The 20,647-nt window shown below is 60.3% G+C and carries 15 protein-coding genes and 1 tRNA gene; 4 read left to right on the top strand and 12 right to left on the bottom strand.

Going from position 1 to position 20,647, the window contains the following annotated elements:
• Nucleotides 1-43: 43 nt before the first annotated feature.
• The 3 genes from EEQ99_RS13115 to EEQ99_RS13125 are packed head-to-tail and all read right to left on the bottom strand — an operon-like array spanning nt 44 to nt 2,777.
• On the bottom strand, nt 44-427 hold the full coding sequence (locus EEQ99_RS13115) for a VOC family protein (RefSeq protein ID WP_063476384.1): 384 nt from the start codon (nt 425-427) through the stop codon (nt 44-46).
• A gap of 56 nt (nt 428-483) precedes the next feature.
• Complete coding sequence (locus EEQ99_RS13120) at nt 484-1,203, bottom strand: RlmE family RNA methyltransferase (protein ID WP_047613760.1); 720 nt, start codon at nt 1,201-1,203, stop codon at nt 484-486.
• 8 nt (nt 1,204-1,211) lie between these two features.
• Complete coding sequence (locus tag EEQ99_RS13125; RefSeq protein WP_047614400.1) at nt 1,212-2,777, bottom strand: Ppx/GppA phosphatase family protein; 1,566 nt, start codon at nt 2,775-2,777, stop codon at nt 1,212-1,214.
• A gap of 244 nt (nt 2,778-3,021) precedes the next feature.
• Between EEQ99_RS13125 and EEQ99_RS13130 the strand changes: the two genes are divergently transcribed.
• Both EEQ99_RS13130 and EEQ99_RS13135 read left to right on the top strand, forming a co-directional pair.
• A tRNA-Gln gene (locus EEQ99_RS13130) sits at nt 3,022-3,095 on the top strand.
• Between the two features lie 134 nt (nt 3,096-3,229).
• A complete protein-coding gene (locus EEQ99_RS13135; protein WP_244604798.1) occupies nt 3,230-5,350 on the top strand; it encodes a site-specific integrase in 2,121 nt (706 codons plus the stop codon).
• A gap of 21 nt (nt 5,351-5,371) precedes the next feature.
• Here the strand turns inward: EEQ99_RS13135 and EEQ99_RS13140 are convergent, their stop codons facing one another.
• Together EEQ99_RS13140 and EEQ99_RS13145 are read right to left on the bottom strand one after the other, a co-directional pair.
• Entirely contained in the window at nt 5,372-7,696 is a 2,325-nt protein-coding gene (locus tag EEQ99_RS13140; protein WP_127430575.1) for a hypothetical protein, read from the bottom strand.
• Nucleotides 7,697-7,921: 225 nt separating this feature from the next.
• Nucleotides 7,922-8,233, bottom strand: coding sequence for a hypothetical protein (locus EEQ99_RS13145; protein WP_105381569.1), 312 nt, complete (start codon nt 8,231-8,233; stop codon nt 7,922-7,924).
• A 36-nt stretch (nt 8,234-8,269) separates the two neighbouring features.
• Here EEQ99_RS13145 and EEQ99_RS13150 point away from each other — a divergent pair, with 36 nt between their 5' ends.
• The gene (locus EEQ99_RS13150; RefSeq protein WP_127430576.1) at nt 8,270-8,638 is read left to right on the top strand and encodes a hypothetical protein; all 369 of its coding nucleotides are present in this window, start codon (nt 8,270-8,272) and stop codon (nt 8,636-8,638) included.
• Here the strand turns inward: EEQ99_RS13150 and EEQ99_RS13155 are convergent.
• From EEQ99_RS13155 to EEQ99_RS13175, 5 genes are all read right to left on the bottom strand, one after another.
• Complete coding sequence (locus tag EEQ99_RS13155) at nt 8,635-9,558, bottom strand: DUF429 domain-containing protein (protein WP_127430577.1); 924 nt, start codon at nt 9,556-9,558, stop codon at nt 8,635-8,637. The two genes, EEQ99_RS13150 and EEQ99_RS13155, sit on opposite strands and share 4 nt — an antisense overlap.
• 26 nt (nt 9,559-9,584) lie before the next feature.
• A complete protein-coding gene (locus EEQ99_RS13160) occupies nt 9,585-10,400 on the bottom strand; it encodes an ATP-dependent metallopeptidase FtsH/Yme1/Tma family protein (protein WP_127430578.1) in 816 nt (271 codons plus the stop codon).
• The gene (locus EEQ99_RS13165; protein WP_127430579.1) at nt 10,397-12,262 is read right to left on the bottom strand and encodes an AAA family ATPase; all 1,866 of its coding nucleotides are present in this window, start codon (nt 12,260-12,262) and stop codon (nt 10,397-10,399) included. The genes EEQ99_RS13160 and EEQ99_RS13165 overlap by 4 nt, the downstream gene beginning before the upstream one ends.
• Before the next feature lie 482 nt (nt 12,263-12,744).
• Nucleotides 12,745-13,902: a hypothetical protein gene (locus EEQ99_RS13170; RefSeq protein WP_244604799.1), complete on the bottom strand. Its 1,158-nt coding sequence runs from the start codon at nt 13,900-13,902 to the stop codon at nt 12,745-12,747.
• A 302-nt stretch (nt 13,903-14,204) separates the two neighbouring features.
• Nucleotides 14,205-15,383, bottom strand: coding sequence for a hypothetical protein (locus EEQ99_RS13175; RefSeq protein WP_127430581.1), 1,179 nt, complete (start codon nt 15,381-15,383; stop codon nt 14,205-14,207).
• Between the two features lie 310 nt (nt 15,384-15,693).
• Here EEQ99_RS13175 and EEQ99_RS13180 point away from each other — a divergent pair, with 310 nt between their 5' ends.
• On the top strand, nt 15,694-16,629 hold the full coding sequence (locus tag EEQ99_RS13180) for an HNH endonuclease (RefSeq protein WP_127430582.1): 936 nt from the start codon (nt 15,694-15,696) through the stop codon (nt 16,627-16,629).
• A gap of 34 nt (nt 16,630-16,663) precedes the next feature.
• Here the strand turns inward: EEQ99_RS13180 and EEQ99_RS13185 are convergent, their stop codons facing one another.
• Together EEQ99_RS13185 and EEQ99_RS13190 are read right to left on the bottom strand one after the other, a co-directional pair.
• Nucleotides 16,664-17,590, bottom strand: a complete 927-nt coding sequence (locus EEQ99_RS13185) for a restriction endonuclease (RefSeq protein ID WP_127430583.1) — start codon at nt 17,588-17,590, stop codon at nt 16,664-16,666.
• Nucleotides 17,577-20,639 (bottom strand): type I restriction endonuclease subunit R, encoded by a 3,063-nt coding sequence (locus EEQ99_RS13190; RefSeq protein ID WP_127430584.1) that lies wholly within the window; start codon nt 20,637-20,639, stop codon nt 17,577-17,579. Before EEQ99_RS13190 ends, EEQ99_RS13185 begins: the two co-directional genes overlap by 14 nt.
• Nucleotides 20,640-20,647 lie beyond the last annotated feature (8 nt).

The raw sequence follows: 20,647 nt of genomic DNA on the forward strand, positions 1-20,647 counted from the left end.
TGTCTATAGCGCAAAACCGCTGCACACTTTTGCGCGACATGCTCTATTCGGGGCTTTCGCAGACGGCACAGAGCTTGTTGCCGTCGAGATCGCGCACATAGGCGGCATAGAAATGGGCATGGTAGGAGCGCAGGCCCGGCCCGCCCTCATCGACGGCGCCCGCCGCAATCGCCGCCGCATGGAAAGCATCGACATCCGCCCGGCGCTCGGCCGCAAAGGCCACCATGACGCCATTGCCCGACGTCGCCCGACGGTGATTGAAGGGCGTCACCACCCAGAAGCGGCAGCGCGTATCGCCATCGGCGGCATAGCCGATTTCCTCCTCCGAACCGCGCTGGCGGCGATAACCGAGCACGGGCAGCACGGCATCATAAAAATGCCCTGCGCGATAAAGGTCGTTGGTTCCGAGCGTGACGTAAAGAAGCATGGGGATCAGCGGTTCCAATCTTAGGGCCGCATCATCGGACAGGACCGGCCCTGAGATCAAGCTTGCTCTGCTTCACCTTCCGCCTTGCGCCCCTTGAAGCCCTTGGCGAGCAGGAACATCTCGACCGATTCGGCGCGCGACGAGTTCGGCTTGACATGCACGACCTGGCGGAAGTTCTGCTTCAGCATGGCGAGCAGCTCACGCTCGGTGCCGCCCTGGAAGGTCTTGGTCAGGAAGTGCCCGCCTTCCTGAAGCACCTCGACGGCGAAATGGGCCGCCACTTCGCAGAGATGCATGGTGCGCAGATGATCGGTGCGGTGATGGCCGGTGGTGGGTGCGGCCATGTCCGATATGACGAGATCGGGTGTGCCGCCGACCGCCTCCAGCAGCTTTTCCGGCGCAGTGGGATCGAGAAAGTCGAGCTGCAGGATCTTGACGCCGGGCAGCTGGGTCATTTCGAGGAAATCGATCGCGGCCACACGGATGTCCTCGTCCGTCGAGCCGGTAACCTTGGCGGCAATCTGCGACCAACTGCCCGGTGCAGCGCCGAGATCGATGATACGCCTGGCGCCGCGCAGGATATGGTGTTTCTCGTCGATCTCCAGCAGCTTGAAGGCGGCACGGGCGCGATAACCTTCGAGCTGGGCGCGCTGCACATAGGGATCGTTGATATGGCGCTCCAGCCATTGGCGCGAGGAGGCCTTCATCTTCTTGTTCTTGACGCGCTGGCCGAGCTTGCGGCCGGTGCGGTTTCCCGCGATCGGTGCCTTGGTCATGCCTTCCTCTATCTCGCTCTCTGGCCGCGTCGGTTGCGGTGGCGCCGCCAAACGCCGTCATCGGCCATCATGTCTGTCAGCAGGCCTTCCCTCAAGCCGCGATCGGCAACGCGCATGCGCGGGCTCGGCCAGCGGCGGCGGATCGCCTCGAGGATGGCGCAGCCGGCCAGCACCAGATCGGCCCGATCCGGCCCGATGCAGGGATTGGCGGCGCGGCTTTCGAAATCCCAGGAGAGAAGCTTTGCCTGCATGGCGGAAACCTCGTCATCGGACAGCCAGATGCCATCGACCTTGCGCCGGTCATAACGCGGCAGGTCGAGATGGACGCCGGCAAGCGTCGTCACCGTGCCCGATGTGCCGATCAGGTGGAAGTCGCCGGTCTGGGCGACCTCGATCTCCGGGCAATCGAAGCCTCCGAGCATGCCTTCGACTTCGCGCACCATGCCCTCGAAAGCCTCCGGCGTGACGTCGTGCCCGCCATGGCGCTCCGACAGCGTCACCACGCCGACCGGCAGCGAGGTCCAGTGGGTGATGTGGTTGGCGAGGCGGCTGAAGCGATTGTCGCCGATGCGGATGACGGCGATCTCCGACGAGCCGCCGCCGATATCGAACAGCACGACGGAGCGCGTTTCGCGACCGACCAGCGAGGAGCAGCCGGAGACGGCAAGCCGCGCTTCGGTTTCGCGATCGATGATCTCGAGCGTCAGGCCGGTTTCGGCAACGACCCGGCTGAGGAATTCCTCACCGTTGACCGCCTGGCGGCAGGCTTCGGTGGCGATCAGCCGCATGCGGCGGATCTCCCGGTTCCTGAGCTTGGAGGCGCAGATCCGCAGCGCCTCGATCGCCCGCTCCATCGCCTCATCGGAGAGACGGCCGCTTGCCGCAAGGCCTTCGCCGAGGCGCACGATGCGGGAAAAGGCATCGACGACGCGGAACTGACCCGGGCGGGTCGGCTGGGCAATGAGGAGACGGCAATTGTTGGTGCCGAGATCGAGAGCGGCATAGAGTTCTTCCGGCCAGGCATGGTCGCCGGCCTGGCGATCCCCCTGAAAACCGGGATTGACAGGGCCATCCTGGCGGCCCTTGCGGTTGGCGGCCGCGCCGTTCTGCGTTTCGCGCGGAACCGATATGCGCGCCGTCTCTTCCACGCGGCTTTCCTGTTGCGGAGCACTGGAAGGCTTTGCCGATGTCAGCGGCCGGCCCTGCAGACCGCGCTTGCCGCGATGCTTGCGGCGATTGCGCCGGCTCGGCGCCGAATCACCGTCGGACCGGGCGGCATGCTCTGCCGCTGCGGCCTGTTCCATCACAGGAGGTTGGGGTGAACCGTTCTGCGCAACACCATGGCCGCCACGACGGCGGCGCTTGCGCTTGCGGGCCGGATTGCCGGCTGCATCTTCCATCGGGCGCGCAGGCTGTCCGGCACCGCCGGAATGCTCATGCGAAGCGGGATGAGCAGCGTTGCGGGATTGCCCGCCACGTTTGCCCTTGCGGCGCCTGGACTTCTTGCCGTCCTTGCGCCCTGCCGCCGACGCCCCGTCTAATTGCGGCTTGGCGCCGCCTTCGGGGTCTTCCACGTTCTTTTTCCATCGCGCCGCGCAAGTCCCTGAGGTATGCAGCAGGCGCTCATTCGATTTTTGCGTTGCCGCAAGAATATCAGCGCCCGCCGAAATCGCCAAATTCTTTTTTGGACAGGGGATTTGCGGCTGGTTTCACGTCCTCCGCACGGCACCGAATTTTTTCAAAACGGGTATTTGCAATCCGCCCGCTTTTGGTTATAAGCGCCGCACAGCAGCCAAGCCATGCTTCGGCGGCAACTGCTGGGGAATAGTTCAATGGTAGAACGACGGACTCTGACTCCGTTAATCTTGGTTCGAGTCCAGGTTCCCCAGCCAATTCTCCCTAAATGCCCTTAATTCCTTGATTTTCCAGTCGTGCCGGATATCGTTTTGGCATCATTGGCGACCTGATGCCCAGAACTGTAGCCCACAGGTGATGCCCACGCGAAATATGCGCGGCGGCAGCGCCGGTGGCAGGCAAGGGCAAGTTCCTCATGGCGGTCCGCCACGACGTCGAGAATCTCACCCGCCGCGGCAATATCTTCTATTGGCGTGCGCGCGTCCCAAGCGCCTTCGGGCAGTGCCGACCAGGCAGCCGGCTTTCACTGAGCCTTCACTGTTCTGATCATAAGAAAGCGCAGGCGATCGGCCGCAAGCTCAACATGCTGGTTGCCGAACTGAAGTTGAAGCAGAAGGAACCCATGTCCAAGGCGCAGCTCCAAAAGCTTTGCGAACACGAACGAGACATGATGCTCATGCATCTTGAAGATGTCTCGATCGTGGCGCGGCGCTATGGCCGGCCCGCCGACATTTCAGAGCTGGAAATGGATCTGGAAAATGGATGGGCCTATCGACTGCTCGGTTTGTTCGGCATCACCCATCACCTGACGCTGAAGGACGATTGCCGCGGCTTAGCCTACCTCAGGCAAAACGGGGTTCCCGCCTCCCATATCTTCGCGATCGGCTCCAATTATTTCGAACTGCTTCACGAGGCCAACACGCGCGGCTTCAAGGCAGGCATTCGAAGATTGATGCACCTCTTCGAAATCAGTCCAAACCCGCTGAACGAGGAAAAGGCCATGAAGGCCTATTTCAGTGGGCGGGCGGAAGGCCTTTTCGACGTCGCGGAACGGCATCCCCTCGCCGATCGTGATCTGAGCGAACTCACGGGCGGTCCGGCTTCGACACCACAGCCTGCCTTTATCGAAGTCGTCGCACCCTTGAAAGCGACGCCGCCATTATTGGAGATCGCAGTTCCCGCTGATTATGTTGTTGAGGTCGAGCCCTCTGCGCCCGCAGTGCCGCCGGTGACGACGCTCGATCTCACCCCCTCGCCGCGTGTCGCTGTCAGTGAGCCAATTGAAGCAAAGACGCGCCCCGTCATTCCCCTCGCCGATTTCGAAGCTGCGTGCGAAGAGCTCGTCAAGAACATGAACGACGCTTGGGATGAGACGACCGCACGTGACGCACGCGCAGCAGTTCGCATCTTCAAGGGCGTGCTCGAAGAACACGGAGTTGAACACACCGGGCAGATTACCCAATACCATATCGGCGTGTTTCGCCAGCACCTCAACGATATTCCTGTTAACTGGGGAAAAAGCGCCAGGATGAGGGCGATGTCGGCACCCGAGCTTCGCGCTGAGGGCGAGATGCTGCGCGAGCGGGCCAAGGCGGAGGGCAAAAAAGCGACCGTCGGCCTCAAGGCAGCCACCATCCGCAAACACTTCGGAAACTTGGACCATTTTCTGACGTATGTCCAAGGCCACGGGTTCGAACTTGACGATTGGACCTTCCGGGGCTTGAGACCGAAAAAGCCGAAGGCCGGGATTATTCGCCAACAACAGCACAAGCCGAAGCCCGACGAAATCAAACCGATTTTCTCAAGCCCGATCTACACCGGCTCGCTGAACCATGATCGAGGCCGCAAGAAGCCCGGACCGCACGTCTTTCATGACGCGGCCTATTTCCTACCCGTTATGTTTTCCTATCTCGGTGCGCGCAGAGCCGAGTTCGCAGGGCTTGCATTGGACGACGTCGCGGAAGACGATGGCGGCCTGGTGCTGATCCTGCGGACGAACAAGTTCCGGCGGCTCAAGACTGTGCAATCAGAGCGGTTATTGCCAGTCCCGGACGAGCTGGTTCGCTTGGGCTTCCTGGACTATTGTGCATCGCTCCAGGAGCTGGGCTATGAGGCCGTGTTCCCTGAACTGTTCTCCGACAAGACCATGAATGATCCGGGTGACCGCTTCTATGACGTCTTCCTCCCGATCATGAAACAGTGCCTCGGAGACAAGATGTGGGATCGCGCCTTGCACGCGTTCCGCCACGGCATGGCAGATACGCTGAAGCAAGCTGGCGTGTCTCCAGAGGTCATCGATGATATTTCCGGACGCCTGAGCGAGGGAAGTGAAACCAACACCCGCTACACCAACCCCGCTGGTCTGCCGTTGATGCGCGATGCTCTTAGCAAGTATCCAATCATCACCGCCGGCATCGAACCGAAGCCGATCAAACTGCTGCCATGGATCGAAAAGGGGCTGCCACCTCCGTGGGCGCGCGAAGCAAAGAACGAGGCGAGACGCCGGAAATAATTTCCGACGCCTCCTTCCGCGTCAGGCGGCTTCCCAGACCTGATTGAGGATGCGGGCTGCAAGTGCGGCCTTGTCCTGAGGCAAGAAGCGCCCGTAATGCTTGGCGACCATTTCGGCGGTGTCCTGGATGGCGTAGCTCGCCTGCTCATAGGAGCCAGTCTGCTTTAGGATGTGGGTCGCCAGCACGTCACGGACATTATGAGGACCGTGCGGGAGCAGCCCCTTGATCGCGCCTCGTCCGGTATAGGGGTTGTAGATGCCGTAGCGCTGAATGGTGTGACGCCAGGCCTCGTAGAAACTGGTTGTGTCATAGGCCGCGTTTGTGCTGGTCGTCTTGACAGTCTTGACGAAGAACGTGCCGGGATCCGCGGCCGACCGCAAGAGCACAGAGCGGTGCCGATCGACATAAGCGTCGATGTACTTGTAGAGATCCAGGAGGTCCGGAAGCACGAGCCGAAACGGCTTGTCGCCAAAGAAGGACGAGTGTACGTTCTTGAAGGCGACAGCAGGAATGAAGACCTCCCAGCCACCTTCCCGATCACTCCACCGGATTTCGCCCCGCTTCATCTTTTCCAGCGCGCGTTCCGAGCGCGGCATCGAGCCTTTCGGATTGAGCATCAGTTGCCTGAGGTTCTTCTGGCGAAGCCCAAGGTGCAAACCAAGCCTCAGCATCAGAAATGATCGCACCGCTTCGGCGGCCGGCCGAGGATAACGATGTTCATCCGGCATCAGGCGGATGATCTCCTCGGTGATCTTGCGATACTCGCCGACGGGGCTTGCCGCCTCAAGGACCGGCATGATCGGCTCGAACGGATCGCGATGAACACGAGCGATCCTTTGGATTTCCTTGACGCGGTGGGCAGCATGCTTGTGAAAGTCGTCGCAGGCACCGTGCCAGTCCGCATTCGCATAGTCGATCTCATTCTGCGAAACGAGGCCGGCGATCGGTTGAACCCGCGCAAGAAGCTCCGGATGCTGCCGAAGCCATCCGGTCCCCTCTTTGGTGATCGCCAAGGCGATCCGCAACATGTCGACTTCCCAAGCAGTGAAGAAGCCGCGGCGCGTCTCCCGCCACTGCAGATACCAATCCCAGACGCCGGGGAAAATGAGGAGCCCGAACGTCAACTGCCGGACCGGCACCCCGTAGCCCTTCACCTCTCCATCTCTCGATGCTGTAAGGGCACCGAACATCAGCCCGAGATGCTCGATCTTCTGCGAGGCGGTTTCTTCACCCCAGACCCCGTTTCGCTGAAAGCCGACCGACGTCAGAGCTGACGTCTTGAAGCGCACCAAGTCGGCCATTTCCATTGCAAGTGACGGCGGCGCTTCTATCACGCCTGACAGCAAGTCAGGATCCTCGACCCAGGTCTGCTCATAGTTCGCAGGAACGACGATTTTCCCGTCGCGTGGCGCCCGCCCACCATAGGAGACGCCGGGGAAGCGGATGGCGTAACGCTGCTTGGCGGCGGCTGCTTGGTATTTCCGGTAGTCCGTCGTGCCGCTGATAATAACCCGCCGTACCCAATCGATGATTTCCTCTCTCTTCTGGAAGGACAGCGTGTTGAAATCCTCAGGGAGATGCCAGGCGATGCGACGCCGTTCGGCAGGCTCTATGCCGGACAGCTCAAACCCTGACGCCGATCGTGAAGGGTGTGGAAGCTTGGCTTTGAAGTAGCCAGCAGGAAGCCGGTACCGTCGCTCGATTCGTGACAAGATCTCGAAACTCTCGATACTCCGCGGCACTTTCCGGCCTTCGATCCAGCTTAAAAGCGTATTCTTGTCGGTGACGTCATCTGGACCAATGATGCCGCGATAAAGCGTCCAGTAGGTTTCGCCATGGCGCCGGAGCTGGAGCTGTAACGCTTCGGAAAAGTCCGTCGGATCTTCCCTGACGTCGAACAACGGTTCTGGGAATTCGAGACCTGTGCGTGGACTTGCTGCTGTAGCGCCCGATGCTGGTTTGGGCTGGTTCTGGGGTGGGCGAGCTCGTCGGGGACTTGTGGGCACCGCCTTCGTCCTCAGCGTCTTTCGTGTTCGAGGGACTTCGGGGTCCGCTGCCGTGGCTAAGAGGCGCATGTCCCGGATCCAGCGACCAATGGCGTCAAAGGCTGGATCGATCTTACGCGCATTGCCCGCGAGCAGATTGGTGTCCAGGCCGCAGGCTGCCGCGACAACGTGCCAGTCTGTCCTGCCACTGGTTCTTGGCGCCGGTCTCCTCGTCTGAATGAGCGTGTGCAAATACCACTTCAGCCGGGGAAGTTCGTCGTCCTTGAAAAGCGGCGCCAGCCGCAGTTGGCAGAAGGCATTGATCTTTCGTTGAAAAGCTTTGGCAGAAAATTGGTTCATTTCCGTTCACGTAGCTGTTGTTGGTCGTCCCGCAGAAGCGGGGCACGCGAGCTATGCGAATGAAGTTAACCTCCGGTAACCGGGGGTTACCGGAGGTGAAATGCTTCATAAAAACGATTCAGTTGCAAACGCCGTTTCACGAAGTAACGGGGGGACGAAGTCCCTAATGATAACGCCGTTTGCACAAATAGTTGGTGATCAGGCAGAGCAGAGGGCCGGAAATCGTCAGCCCCGCAGGTGAGGCTTACTTCGAAAGGGCTGGTCGTCGCGGGCATAGCGATCGACGAGATCATCGAAAACCTCGTCCGCTGCCCGCTCGTCAAAGCCTTGGTCAACGAGAACCCCGACAACGGCGTCGCCCAGCTCCTCTATCCAGTCCTGCCGTCCCTGGTCGAGATAGCTGGTGATCGTCCAAAACAGCATCGCTCGCGCGACGTCGTCGCGATCCGGGCGCCGCTCGGCCCGATGCCGGTCTCTCAGCCGCTGCTGCCGTTCCCTCTGCTTGGCGTTCCGCTCCTCTAAGGTCTGTCGCGCCATGGTTATCTTCCCCCTGTTTTCGTTGATGGCACTCTTATGCTCAAGGGACCGGCGGCACGGCGCAAGGCGTTTGTCGCCGAAACGGAATCATTGTGTTTTGAATCGGAATTTTCGAGTTTGGAATCGAATGAGCGCAATTTGTTTCAGGTTGCGGGCACGTCGAGGCAGGTTGCCGGCAATCCCGCGGCTATGTTGACGCCGCCGGATGCACGATGTCCGACCCTTTCGATAGGACGTGAATCGGAAATATCGAAAAACGAAACGTTTGCCCAGAGTTTGGAAACGTTGCCCTCGACTTTCGAATCGTTCGCCCGGAAGTTCGAATCGAATGAGCGCAATTTGTTTCGAATTGCGAGCAACCTGCATCAAATCATCTTGCCGTGGATCAACGTGTGGGAGACTTAAGCCTGCTGACCGAGGATCCAACCCTCCCACGTTTTGACATCATCAGCTTCCGGTACCCCTTCGCCCCGGCGGCCATCGACGACGTCGATCATGCCGAGCAGGCCGACCGCGGCGTCGAACCGGTCCTCACCGTCCTTGCCGTTTCCGAAGCCCTCGCTGATCAGACTTTGGAGTTCGCTCCCGTCGACATGTGGCCTGTTCTCCAGCCACCGCATCAAATGACTTGCCACGGACCGACGTCCGTCTTGCTGTCGCTTACTCCAAACAGGGCGTCGGGGAATTCCAAGCTGCCCATAGACCTCACCGGGATAGGTCTCGGCGACTACGGTGGCGCCCGGCATCATCAGGTCATGGAGCGTTCCGTCGAACGGCCAAAGCGATAGCTCCTCCAAGTTTGGCAGGATAATCTCACGCCAGCCGGCTAGTGCGGCCTTACCGACTTGATTGCCGCCGAGCGTCCAGAACAACATGCAGGCGTCGCCGCGATCCGGCGTCGCCCGCTCGCAGCGGCGCAGAAGATCCTTGGCCGTCAGCCCCAAGGCGTCGAAAAGGTGCTGCCGCTGCGTGCCCCCAGGCCGCATCGGATAGAATGGTCGGTCGATGGTGATTTGGTCGCGCTCTTCCGCGACGTCGAACCATCGCGAAAAGCGTGCTTCCCCGAACGACCGCAAACTGGAACGGAAGTCGGGTGTCCCCAGAACTCTGCCGTAGGCGGCTGGAAGACCGATCGGGAAGTCGAAACCCATCAGCACCCCGGCGTCTGGCGACCGCTGTCGCAGCCGATGTGTGAGGTTCCGCGTGTCGCCGACAGGCTCCGGCGCCGACGGCACCCATGTCTCGCCCTGGCGGACCGCCACGCACATCCACCGCTTCTTGGCTTCGATGCTCCAGTCGCAATGTGCGATAACCGTTACAGACATTCCGTCCTCCAGACCTCGCTCAGGATTTACGAGGCGGCGACCAGGATGTCCATGACCGCCTGACCATCGAGCGCCTGGGCGTCGAAGAGCGCGCGCACCAATCGGTCGAAGTCTCGCCGGTTCTCGATGATGACGTCCGTCGCCCGTGCCTGCGCGAACTCGAGTCGGCGATGCACGCGCTCTGCCAGCTCGGCGTCGCGACTGAGGATCGTGGTGGGATTCTTGTGCTCGAGATAGAGCAGCGGATGGCGGCCACCAAAACCCAGCGCCTGCTCCATATCGACAGCAATGCGGGTCGCGCGCGCCAAGTCGCTCTGCTCGGCGCCGCCGGAACCAGCCGATACAGTCCTGAGCACGATGAGTTCAGCCGCACGGCCAGCCATCAGCATTGCCAGTAGCCGCTCATACCAAGCTTCGGTATCAGGTGCGTTGGTCGCAAAGGTCACTGCATTGTGGCCGCCGTCCTTGGCGTCGATCGTCAGCCCCTTGATCGACCCGAGCCGCAGAGCGTGATGAACGACCGCATGACCGGACTCGTGGATGGCGAAGCGCCATAGGACATCATACGGGACCGGCGGGCGGTGACCGCGAATGCCGGCTTCGACATCGGCATAGGTGAGGCGACGCTTTTCTCGGCGAGCTTTCAATCGCGCTTCGCGGACGATCCGTTCGATGTCGGCGCCAGTCAGGCCCATTGCTCGTGTTGCCAGACGCCGGAGCGTCTCAGCCACCGGGCTGTCACCGGTGATCGCCTCTGGCCGCTCGATATCACGCTCGTTGCCATGCTCTAGGATAATCTCGATCTCGTCCGAGGAGTTATCGATCTTCATGTTGCCTGTCATGGCTGACCTCTAACCTGACCGTTTGGCGCCGTGATGGCGTCGAGGTCGTTCCCCAGGTGATGGGCGAGAATGCCTGCGAGGGTCGGAATGTCGGGGCGCGGGATCTCGATGTGCGTTTCCAGCCGCCCCGAGCGACGGATCGCCTCATCGATCTCTTCCGGCCGGTTCGTCGCACCCACGACGATGACGCCGTCAGTTTTCAGGGCGCCGTCGAGAAGCTCCAACAGCTTGTTGACGCAGGCATTCCAATAGTCGGCGTAGGGTCGCGACGCCGAGGCGCGCTGGCCAATGCCGTCGATCTCGTCGATGAACAGGATGCACGGCGCTTGGCGCCGGGCCTCCGCAAAAGTATCAGCCATCCTGTCCAGCACATCATGCAGATACTCGCCCTGTAGCCATGTCGAGACAGAGGTGACGACCAGTGGCACCTGCAACGAGTTACAAAGCGCCCGTGCAAAAGTTGTCTTGCCTGTCCCCGGCGGTCCGGAGAGAAGCAGCTTCGTGCTCATCTGCGACCAGACGAGTTCACCGCCGAGATAATCGGCAAGATCGGTTTTCAAGCCGAGCGCCCATTCCGTCGCAGCACCATAGCCCGTCAGCGTCTCAACCCGCAGCACGGGTGTCGCGGTCGACGAGGGTTTATCACCGGCTGGCTCCGGCTTGATCACCTCGGCCCCCGTCGGCTTCGCCTTCGATTTGCGTTTGTCTCTGCCCTTCAACGACGAGGTCGACGATGCGCGACCGTCCGACCCGTCGCCATCCCCCGAGTTCTCTCCCCTGCGCTCGCTCGGGCTTTGCGTGATGAGACGCCGCGACGCGCCCGCCTTTTCTCCGTCGTTCCCATCTTTCTTATCGTCGCGGTTCAGGGCCGCGAGCCCGGCAAGCGCATCAAAGCTGGCGAGGATCGGGCGTCCTGGCCGAATGGCGATAGCCAGATCGTCGAGCGTTAGCGCACCGGCATCGAGTTTCGCAATGCTGCTGTCAAAATGCATGACCGCATCACTGCCATAAGTGGCTTCCAGCAGATCGGTGATCAGCAGACGATCGATCTCGGCGCCCGTCAGCCTGATATCGCAGGTGAGATCGATCTGCTCGGGAACGCCAGTGTGCGTCTCCGACACGGCAAGCACAGGCGTACCGTCCGCCAGAGCTCGCAGCAACTGTCCGCGCAGCGCTGCGCGGCTCGGACGGTTCGTCTCACCAGCCGCGACCTGCAGGAAGACGCGTTTGGTCTCGCTCTCCACCCACTTCCATAGATCGTCAGTGAAAGCAAAATCCGCCGCCACGCCGGTGCAAGGTCCGTACGGCACGATGCCGGTGTCTTCGATGAGCTGCGACAAGGCCCGCTCGAAGCCATCGGCGAGGACAGCTACGGAGAAGACGGGTGCGGGCTGCCGCAGGATCGCGACCAAATCGCGCAGTGTGACGCCGGATTGTTTCAATGCCGCTGCAAGCAGTAGCAGGGTGGCCATATGTTTGACGCTCGGCTTGTAGCCAGCCTCGGTAACAACACGGACCGCGTAGGGATGTGCGGCCGTGTCAGCAGCCTCAATGTTTGCCGGATGCCGCCTGAGGTGATCTGGCCACCCCGGCAGGGCCGGGACGAGAACGGGACGACCGTTTCCGTCCAGCGGCGCCTTGATCAGAAAGCCTGGGAGATGATCCCGCATCCACTGCCGGTCCTGCTTCAGGTCGCCATTGAGATGGGAGGGATCGAACTCGGGATTGAAGCGGCTGACCACATGACCGTCGACGATGGCGGTGCTCATCGTCAGCAGGCCGTTGCGGACCGCGAGCCGACGGACGGCACGGCGTTCGACATGGGCCAAGCGCCGTAGCAGGAAGGAAGACAGTCGATCCATCAACGACCCTCCCTCTTGACTGGGTGAACGGAAACAATTTCCGAAGGCACGCCCTGACGAGCGGCTGTCCGACGATTGGCGCCTGCCCTCCTGTCGAGGCAGTCGAGAACTAGCCGGCAGGTTGGCTCGCCGAACCGTGCATGGTGGCGCAGCCGGTCGAGCAGGACGGACGGAATGGCGCGCGTTTTCGATGACCCCTGCCGGGCAAACGCAAGAGCGAGGCCGATGATCAGAGCTGGGTCGTCCTGCGGACGCGGAGCCACAAGAGGCTGATTGAGTTTAGAAGCTCTCGAGCCGCCCCGCTTGAGGCGGGCAGATGTCGATGGTGTTTGGGCGGACATGATGTTTGCGGACATGCAGGATCTCCTAGCCGGTCCGGCTTCAGCGGACGGCTTCTTTTCAAGGATGATGGGAACGGCAAGAGGCCGCCGCGGCGTCACGCGCCGCAGCCATAGCCTCCTTCAAGCAAAGGCGGGCTCGCCTCAGGCGTCGAGCAGGCGCCGCGCAAAGCCAATGCGGATGTGCGCCGGCGGCCAGGTGACTGGGTCATCTGCCAATGCCTCCGGATCCTCGCGACCATCGTCATCATCATCGAAGCTCGGATCTTCACAGGAACCGCAACCGCATCCGGGTCCGTGTTCGTCGCGGTCTGCGGTCTCCTCGCACATCATCACGCGCGGAATTGCCCGCAGCACACCGAACCGACGCGCGGATGTCGACGTCATGTGCAAAATCGATTCGGAAGCCGCGGCCGACGGCACCGTTGGCGTCTCCGGGAGACCGAGTGCACGGCGCGCCTCGACCTCGAGAAGCTGTTGGACACGACGCCCGAAGCGCAGCCGCAGTTCCGCCATGCAAGCCGCGGCGCCATCGATCTCGAGAAGATCATCGATTTCCGAGAGCGCCCAGACGCCCGCAGCACGATCGCTCGGGCGGCTGGCGCCGTCGATGATCGCGACACCGACCGTCTCGACCATCAGCCGCTTCTGTGTTTTGTAGAGCCAGTCCGGCAAGATCATCGCCGACGCCAACATCCGGAGCTTCAGCTCTTCGAGCCGGCTGGTGTCGCCGTAGGAGGCGAGCGAGCGTTTGAGGTCCAGCACGAAGGCGGCCCGCTTCACGCGGTTCACGATGATCAGGTCAGGTGTGTAACTACCCTTGGCCGGCGCCTCGCAATCAAGCCGCACGCGCTCGAGCTGGCGCCAGTCATTGCCGGTAACCGCTTCGATCGCGGCCTTCACCAGTGGCAGTTTGATCGACTGCATCAGCACGACCAGATCCGGATTGGTCTTGGCCAGCCGCTCGACGGCCTGCTCCAGCAGCTTGCCTTCACGGAAACTCACTGCCCTGACCAGCGAAGCGACGGCGACATAGTGGCCGAGAATCTCGTCCTCGACCGGCTCGCCTTCCGAGATGGCGCCGATGGCTTTGTCGATCAGCGCGTCGAAGTCGGCCTCGACGTCCGGGTACCGCACCAGATGCGGGTGGCGACGCAGCACCGGCGGTTCTGCCCGAACAGCAAAGTGCTCACCAAAATGGCGGCGCGACGCCGAGCCGGCGGCAAAAGACATGGTGGAGGATGCCGCAGTGGCAGCGCGCAGAACTTCCCCGGCTGGGGTGTTGGCAGTATGAATGGTCATAGCCCGATTCCTTTTCGTAGAAGGCTTGAGGGTCAGGCCCTTGTCGGTGTTACCAGCACCGGCTTGGGCCGCTTGCTCCATCTTGTGGAGCCACCCAGTCCTGACAGGACCCGGACCGGATCTCAAGGACCCGATCGGCGAAAAGAGAACAGATCCCGAACGCGGTTAACGGCGGGCTCACATCCGAATTCTGTCCGCGCGCGATAGTAAACGACCGGTGAAGCGCGATCAGGTTGCGCTGAGCATGGCTCCGAACGCACAGCCGGAATCAAGAAAGGGGCCCGAGAGCCCCTTTCTTATGTTCAGTCCGCCGACGTCTCGGCGGGTTTGCGCGTGAGCGCCTTCGGCTTCCTAAGTCCGGACAGCCCTTCGGTCGAACCGAAAGAAAGGACGTTGGAACCGATGGCCTCAGATGCTCCACCACTCCGGGTGAACATCGCCGGCGGCACGTAGTCCTCGAGCGTCTCATCCTCGTCCTCGGACGGATCGAGGCTTGGGGCGTCAACCCGCACGACGCCACCCAGCGCCTCCAACCCACTGCGCATCACCTTGTCGAGCGAGTTCGAGGCAACGGCGGCCTCAAGCGGCCATTCAGGCTGCTTCGTTCGAGAGGTTGCCCAATCGAGGAGCGGCAGCACCGACTGGCTGAGCCAGATTTCCAACTCCTTGGCCTCAGGCCAGGCCTCTCGCTTGCCGAGCTTGTCCAATGTCGAGAAGACCTTGTACCAGCGGCTGTTGGCGGGGAGTTCGCTCTCGGAAAGCTTGCGGACGTCGACGTCGCCGGGCGCATCCAGCAGCAAAACATTGCCGAGGCTACGTTTCGCTGCTCGAGCCAACGGCTCCAACACTGGAACCAGTGCTGCCTTCTGCAGCCGCTTTCCCTGGGGCTTGCTCTGCAAAGTGTCCTCCACCGTCTTGGCAAGCGCTGACGCACTATCAACGAAGGCGGCAACACCACTTTTCGACTTGAGATCGATCAGTGCCCTCAGCCCAGAAAGACCCCCGATGTCAGCAAGCTCAGTGCTTGTGACCTCTTTGAACGATGGGTCGGCACCGTCCGCTAGCAGAGCTTTCACTTCGCTCACTCGAATGCCCTCATGCTCTTCGGCATGAGCCAAGGCAGCTTCGATCTTTTCTTCCGGCGCGGACGCCAGATGAAAAAGAACCGTGGGGCTGACGGCCAGCTCGACCGCACGAGTTCGGTACGGAGCGAGATTGCGAGCAACAGACCGATAGTTGCGCGCGGTCTTCGAGGAGATGTCGCATCGCTGCGATACCCATTTCTCGAAAGTACCCGGCTCAACGAGTGCGGACGCCTGCTCCAGCAGGTCGCCTAGCTCGAACGCCTGCTCCGTGGAGCGCCGTCCCAAAGCCTGGATGTTGGAGGCTGTCGTTTCCAACGCTCTCTTGCTCTGCGCGCCGATGTTGAGCGCGTCGTAGTCAAAGCGGCCGGATGCCGCTTCGTTCGTCTTCTTCGTCATGTCAAAGATCCTTGCGTGTTGCAAAAGTATCAACTGCACCTGCGCAATTGATAGATCAATTATCCGCTGTATTGAAAAGTAAAACAAGACGTATCAAAAGTTGTCTATCAAACTTTTACTTAGGTATATGAGGACATTTCATGATTTAATACTTAAACTACTTGATTTTTAGCGCATTATAATTTTTCTTACTTATACTTCGCCAAAGTAAATTAAACACAACCAAAGGGCGCGCCACCTTGCGCGCCCTTGCATGTTCTCGAAGACATGTCGACCTGGTAACACCAAGACGATTCATAGAGGTACAACGATGTCAAAAGCGGTCCTGACGACAAAAGTCGATCCGACCTACGACGATCTTCCGGAGCAGCGGTACCATTTTCCGCGCACCTATCTGCGTCAGGTCGAGGCCGCGCGGGGAGACTGGATCGTCTACTATGAGCCACGGCGGCCGAGCGGCGATCTGATGAAAACGGGCGGCAAGCAGGCATATTTCGCAACAGCCAGGATCACCGACATCATCCAGGATCCGTCGAAGGCCGACCACTTCTATGCGCTGATCGACGACTTCCTTCCCTTCGATCATGCCGTACCCTTCAAGGACGCGGACCACTATTATGAGGGCGGCCTTCGCAAGGAGGACGGCTCTACGAACAAGGGCGCCTTCGGGCGCGCCGTCCGCAACATCTCAGATGAAGAATACGACCTGATCCTCGCCGCTGGCTTCGCACATGTACTGGGCAAGCGGGATCGGGAACGCCCGGCGCCCGATCCGGCTGAGGAGGCAAGCATCGGGTTGGGTGACAATCCACAGATGCCCTACGAGGTCGACAGCATCGACCGACGGATCGTCTCTCAGGTGGTGCAGCGACCCTTTCGCGACAGGGCGTTTTCCGTGGCGATCAAGGCGGCCTATCAGGACACCTGCGCTGTCACGGGCCTCAAGCTGATAAACGGCGGTGGGCGATCGGAGGTTCAGGCGGCACACATCCGCCCTGTGGCTGACCGCGGGCCGGACAGTGTTCGCAACGGCCTCGCACTTTCGGGAACCGTGCACTGGATGTTTGATCGCGGTCTGATTTCGGTCGATGACGATTACAGCCTGTTGATCGCAGTTGGCGGCGTGCCGGATACCATCACGCGGCTCATCAATCCGGAGCGGCGTCTGCTTGTGCCGGCACGCCCCGACGAGCGGCCACATTCGCAGTTCCTGCAATATCACCGCGAGAAGGTGTTCAAGGGTTGAGGTTGCGGAAATTATTTCCGCCCAGACCCATTCCTCATTCTTCGCCGAAGAAATCCTCGTCCAGCCGCTTGAACTCGACGATACGATAACTGCGGACGCCTACGCCGTGCTCGATCATTAGATCAGTCAGTTCTTGCCCATCGATCAAGATAACCCGCTGAGACAGATGCTTGACGTAATCACGCGCAGGCTGGCTGAAGGTGGAGGTGGTGACGAAGACGCCCTTGGCGGCGCCGAGGCCGACGAGGCTGCCGACGAAGCCGTTCACATCAGGGCGGCCGACGGGGCTGCCGGGGGCATACCGCTTGGCCTGAACATAGATGCGGTCCAGTCCGAGGCGATCTTCGTTGACGATGCCGTCGACACCGCCGTCACCGGAGCGACCGAGCTGTGCTGCAGCATCCTTGTGGCTGCCGCCATAGCCCATGGCAACCAGGAGATCAACGATAAGCTGCTCGAAGAAGGCGGGACTGTTGGAGAGAATGCGCTGTAGCAATTCATCGCGCAGGGCCGCCTGCATGGCCGCGTAAGCAGCATCGATCTGCTCTTCCGGCGTCGTCGGGGCAGAGGTGTCTTGGACGGGTTTGGCAGGATTGCCATTCTCTTCTGCTGCCGCGCCTTCGTTTTTGTAGAATTCGCGGAACTCAGGCTCCTGCATCAGAAGGGCCACGTCGATGCGTTCCGGCGAGGTCGCCAGCAGCGCCTCACCCTTGTCGGTTGCAACAAAGCGACCGCGTGCGGGCGAGGAAATCAGCCCGGCCTTGCTCATATAGAACTTGGCCCAGTGTATGCGATTGTGCAGAAGGCGCTGGCGGCCGCTCGGGAGTAGCTCGTCGCGCTCAGCCTGACTGATGCCGAGGTCATCCGCGATGCGTTCAGAGACATCCGCTACTCGGGTTTCACCTTCGGCGGCGAGGCGCAGAGTCGGGAGCATCAGTGACTGATAGTCAGGAACCGGCATTGTAGCCCTCATTGCCTGGAACTGAACGCGCGACAGGTAAACGCAACTTTTGATATGCCTCGGACGAAAGCCATCCGAGCACGACCTTCTGGAATGACTTGTCGTTCATGAACCGAGCGAAAATCTCCTCATTCTGATCCATGCGTTCAACGAAGAGTGCTTCAAGCAAGTTCTTGAATACGAGCTCGAACTTTTCGCCGGGATTGACTGCCGCCGCCTGCTTCAGCGCCGCGTCCGAAATGGCGGCTTCGACGATCTGGTCGAAAAATAGTTGGTCTGCCTGATTGAAATCAGTGCCGAACCGATCGTTTACAACATCAATGAGCCGCGACAAAGCAAGTGCTTCCTCACGAAGCGCGCCGGATCCCACTTCCGAGGGGCCATCAAGCCGATTGGCCTCTCCACTACTCAGACTGATCGAACCTTCGCTGATCTTCTGCAGGCGGTAATACTCTAGCCGCACCTCGTCGTCGAACTGGTAAGACGGCCCAGCGCCGCGCTTCGGCAGTTTCGTTGAGAGGTGACGCAGGAACACATACAGTCGTTCCAAGTCCGTGTCCTGATACGGAATTATCTGGCTGAGGAAACCATAGAGGCTGCAGAAGGCCCACAGCTTTCCTCGCCATAGCTCGGCCTCGTCTGAGCTCTTATCCAGTAGCTCTTTAAAGCGGGATACTGGAACATCAAGCGCTGCGTTCATCAACTGATGATCGTTCGGGCTTTGGCGCTGACGCGGCTTGAAGTAGACGGCGCTGAAGCGTTCGAGGTCGGCATCAACATAGATGCCATCGGCATCGAGCTCGCTCTTGATCTCATACATTCGAGCCGGGTCAACGTCCTCACCAACCTCAGCGCCCTCGAAGTAGGTCTTAAATGCCTCGCGAATTTCATCTCGCTCGTTGACGAAATCGAGAACAAAGGTGTCCTCTTTCAGAGGATGGATACGATTCAGCCGAGATAGCGTCTGAACCGCCTGAATTCCCGCAAGCCTCCGGTCTACATACATGGTGTGCAGCAAGGGTTGATCGAACCCCGTCTGGTACTTCTCTGCAACGAGCAGCACCTGATATTCCTGGGTGGCGAACAGCTCTGGCAGTTCCTTTTCCCGCACACCGAGGTTCATGCCCTCCTCAGTGTAAGTGACGTTCTTCATTTTGTCGTCCGTGACAACACCAGAGAAGGCAACGAGCGACTTTATGGAGTAGCCCTTCTCTTTGATGTAGCGATCGAAGCTCTGCTTGTAGCGGACAGCTTCGAGTCGAGAGCCAGTGACCACCATCGCCTTGGCCCGACCACCGATCTTATGCTGGGTCGCTGCATGGAAGTGCTCGATCATGACCTCAGTCTTCTGGGCGATGTTGTGAGGATGCAGCTTTAGAAAACGGGCAAGCGCGCGGGCAGCCTTCTTCCGCTCGACGTTCGGATCGTCCTCGCTCGCCTTAAGGAGCCGAAAATAGGTAGCGTACGTGGTGTAGTGCTTTAAAACGTCGAGGATGAAACCTTCCTCGATTGCCTGCCGCATCGTATAGCGATGGGCTGGCTTGCCATCGCGTCCGAAAACCTTGAAGGTCTTGTGCTTCGGCGTTGCGGTGAAGGCAAAGAAGCTAAGGTTCGCCTGCCGCCCACGCTTCGCCATAGATCGGTACAGCTCTTCGACATCCTCTTCATCGTTCTCAGCCATGTACTTTACTGCTTCTTCGCGAAGGCCCTGGCCGCCAAGTACCTCCTTCAGATCGGTCGCCGTTTCACCGCCCTGCGAACTGTGCGCCTCATCTATGATCACGGCGCAGTGCCGGGACTTCAGCGTGCCACCACCGGCTTCGCCGCGCTCTTCCGCCATCTTCGCAAGCTGGCGCGAGACGAAGGGAAATTTCTGCAACGTTGTGATGATGATCGGCACGGCGCTTTCCAGCGCTTCCGCAAGTTGGCGCGAACTCTCGTCGATCTTCTGAACGACACCATGCTTGTGCTCGAACTGGTAAATTGTGTCCTGCAACTGCTTGTCCAGCACCACGCGATCGGTGATCACGATGACGCTGTCAAAAACTCGGTTGTTCTTGTCGTCATGCAGGGAAGCCAGCCGATGTGTGAGCCAACCAATGGTGTTGCTCTTGCCGCTGCCGGCTGAATGCTCGATCAGATAGTTGTTACCTACGCCTTCACGCTGCGCCTGCTCCACCAACGAGCGTACCGCTTCGAGCTGGTGGTAGCGCGGAAAGATCATCGTTTCCTTCTTGACCCTTCGCCCTTGGTCGTCGCGCTTCTCCTCGACCTGGAGATGGATAAAGCGCGCGAGGAGATCGAGAAGGCTGTCTCGCTGCAGCACCTCCTCCCACAGATAGGCCGTGCGATAGCTTCGCCCCTTGGGATCGGGCGGATTTCCGGCACCACCGCTGTTGCCCTTGTTGAAGGGCAGGAAATGGGTGGCTGCTCCCGCAAGCCGCGTCGCCATGAACACCGTGTCCGTGTCGGCCGCAAAGTGGACCAGCATACGCCGCTTGAATTCGAAGATCGGCTCGCGTGGGTCGCGATCATGTCGGTACTGGTGCAGGGCGTGGTCGACCGTTTGTCCGGTCATCGGGTTCTTGAGTTCGACCGAAACAACCGGAATGCCGTTCACGCTCAGCGCGACGTCCAAGGACTTTTCAGAATTTTCCGAGAAATGGAGTTGCCGCGTGATCCCGACGCGGTTGGCGGCGTATCGGGCTTCCAAATCCGGATTTAGTCCATGCGCCGCCTTGAAGAAGGCGACGCGCAGAGTCTTGCCGTAGCACTTGAATCCGTGCCGCAAGGTGGACAGAGAACCCTCTCGATCCATCCACTTTGTTAGGTCCGTGAGGACTTGCGCGCCGGTCTTTTCCCCGTGGAGTGCCTCCAGAGCCCTCCATTCCTTCGGCTGTGTGTCGCGGATGAAGGATAAGATTGTCTCTGGGAATATAGCGCGAGCGCGGTCGAACCTCGACGCAGGTTCGAGCACGGCACCGTTCGCGAGCATCGTGGCTTCGATGACGGTTTCGAACGCGCCTTCTGAATGCCGAGCGTAGTTCATGCCGTTCT

The sequence above is a fragment of the Rhizobium anhuiense genome (genome assembly GCF_003985145.1).
GTDB lineage: Bacteria > Pseudomonadota > Alphaproteobacteria > Rhizobiales > Rhizobiaceae > Rhizobium > Rhizobium anhuiense.

What these genes read in the sequence shown, in the direction of transcription:
- EEQ99_RS13115 (WP_063476384.1), bottom strand. Translation starts at nt 427, where the DNA reads ATGCTTCTTTACGTCACGCTCGGAACCAACGACCTTTATCGCGCAGGG.
- EEQ99_RS13120 (WP_047613760.1), bottom strand. Translation starts at nt 1,203, where the DNA reads ATGACCAAGGCACCGATCGCGGGAAACCGCACCGGCCGCAAGCTCGGC.
- EEQ99_RS13140 (WP_127430575.1), bottom strand. Translation starts at nt 7,696, where the DNA reads ATGAACCAATTTTCTGCCAAAGCTTTTCAACGAAAGATCAATGCCTTC.
- EEQ99_RS13145 (WP_105381569.1), bottom strand. Translation starts at nt 8,233, where the DNA reads ATGGCGCGACAGACCTTAGAGGAGCGGAACGCCAAGCAGAGGGAACGG.
- EEQ99_RS13150 (WP_127430576.1), top strand. Translation starts at nt 8,270, where the DNA reads ATGCTCAAGGGACCGGCGGCACGGCGCAAGGCGTTTGTCGCCGAAACG.
- EEQ99_RS13155 (WP_127430577.1), bottom strand. Translation starts at nt 9,558, where the DNA reads ATGTCTGTAACGGTTATCGCACATTGCGACTGGAGCATCGAAGCCAAG.
- EEQ99_RS13160 (WP_127430578.1), bottom strand. Translation starts at nt 10,400, where the DNA reads ATGACAGGCAACATGAAGATCGATAACTCCTCGGACGAGATCGAGATT.
- EEQ99_RS13165 (WP_127430579.1), bottom strand. Translation starts at nt 12,262, where the DNA reads ATGGATCGACTGTCTTCCTTCCTGCTACGGCGCTTGGCCCATGTCGAA.
- EEQ99_RS13170 (WP_244604799.1), bottom strand. Translation starts at nt 13,902, where the DNA reads ATGACCATTCATACTGCCAACACCCCAGCCGGGGAAGTTCTGCGCGCT.
- EEQ99_RS13175 (WP_127430581.1), bottom strand. Translation starts at nt 15,383, where the DNA reads ATGACGAAGAAGACGAACGAAGCGGCATCCGGCCGCTTTGACTACGAC.
- EEQ99_RS13180 (WP_127430582.1), top strand. Translation starts at nt 15,694, where the DNA reads ATGTCAAAAGCGGTCCTGACGACAAAAGTCGATCCGACCTACGACGAT.
- EEQ99_RS13185 (WP_127430583.1), bottom strand. Translation starts at nt 17,590, where the DNA reads ATGCCGGTTCCTGACTATCAGTCACTGATGCTCCCGACTCTGCGCCTC.
- EEQ99_RS13190 (WP_127430584.1), bottom strand. Translation starts at nt 20,639, where the DNA reads ATGAACTACGCTCGGCATTCAGAAGGCGCGTTCGAAACCGTCATCGAA.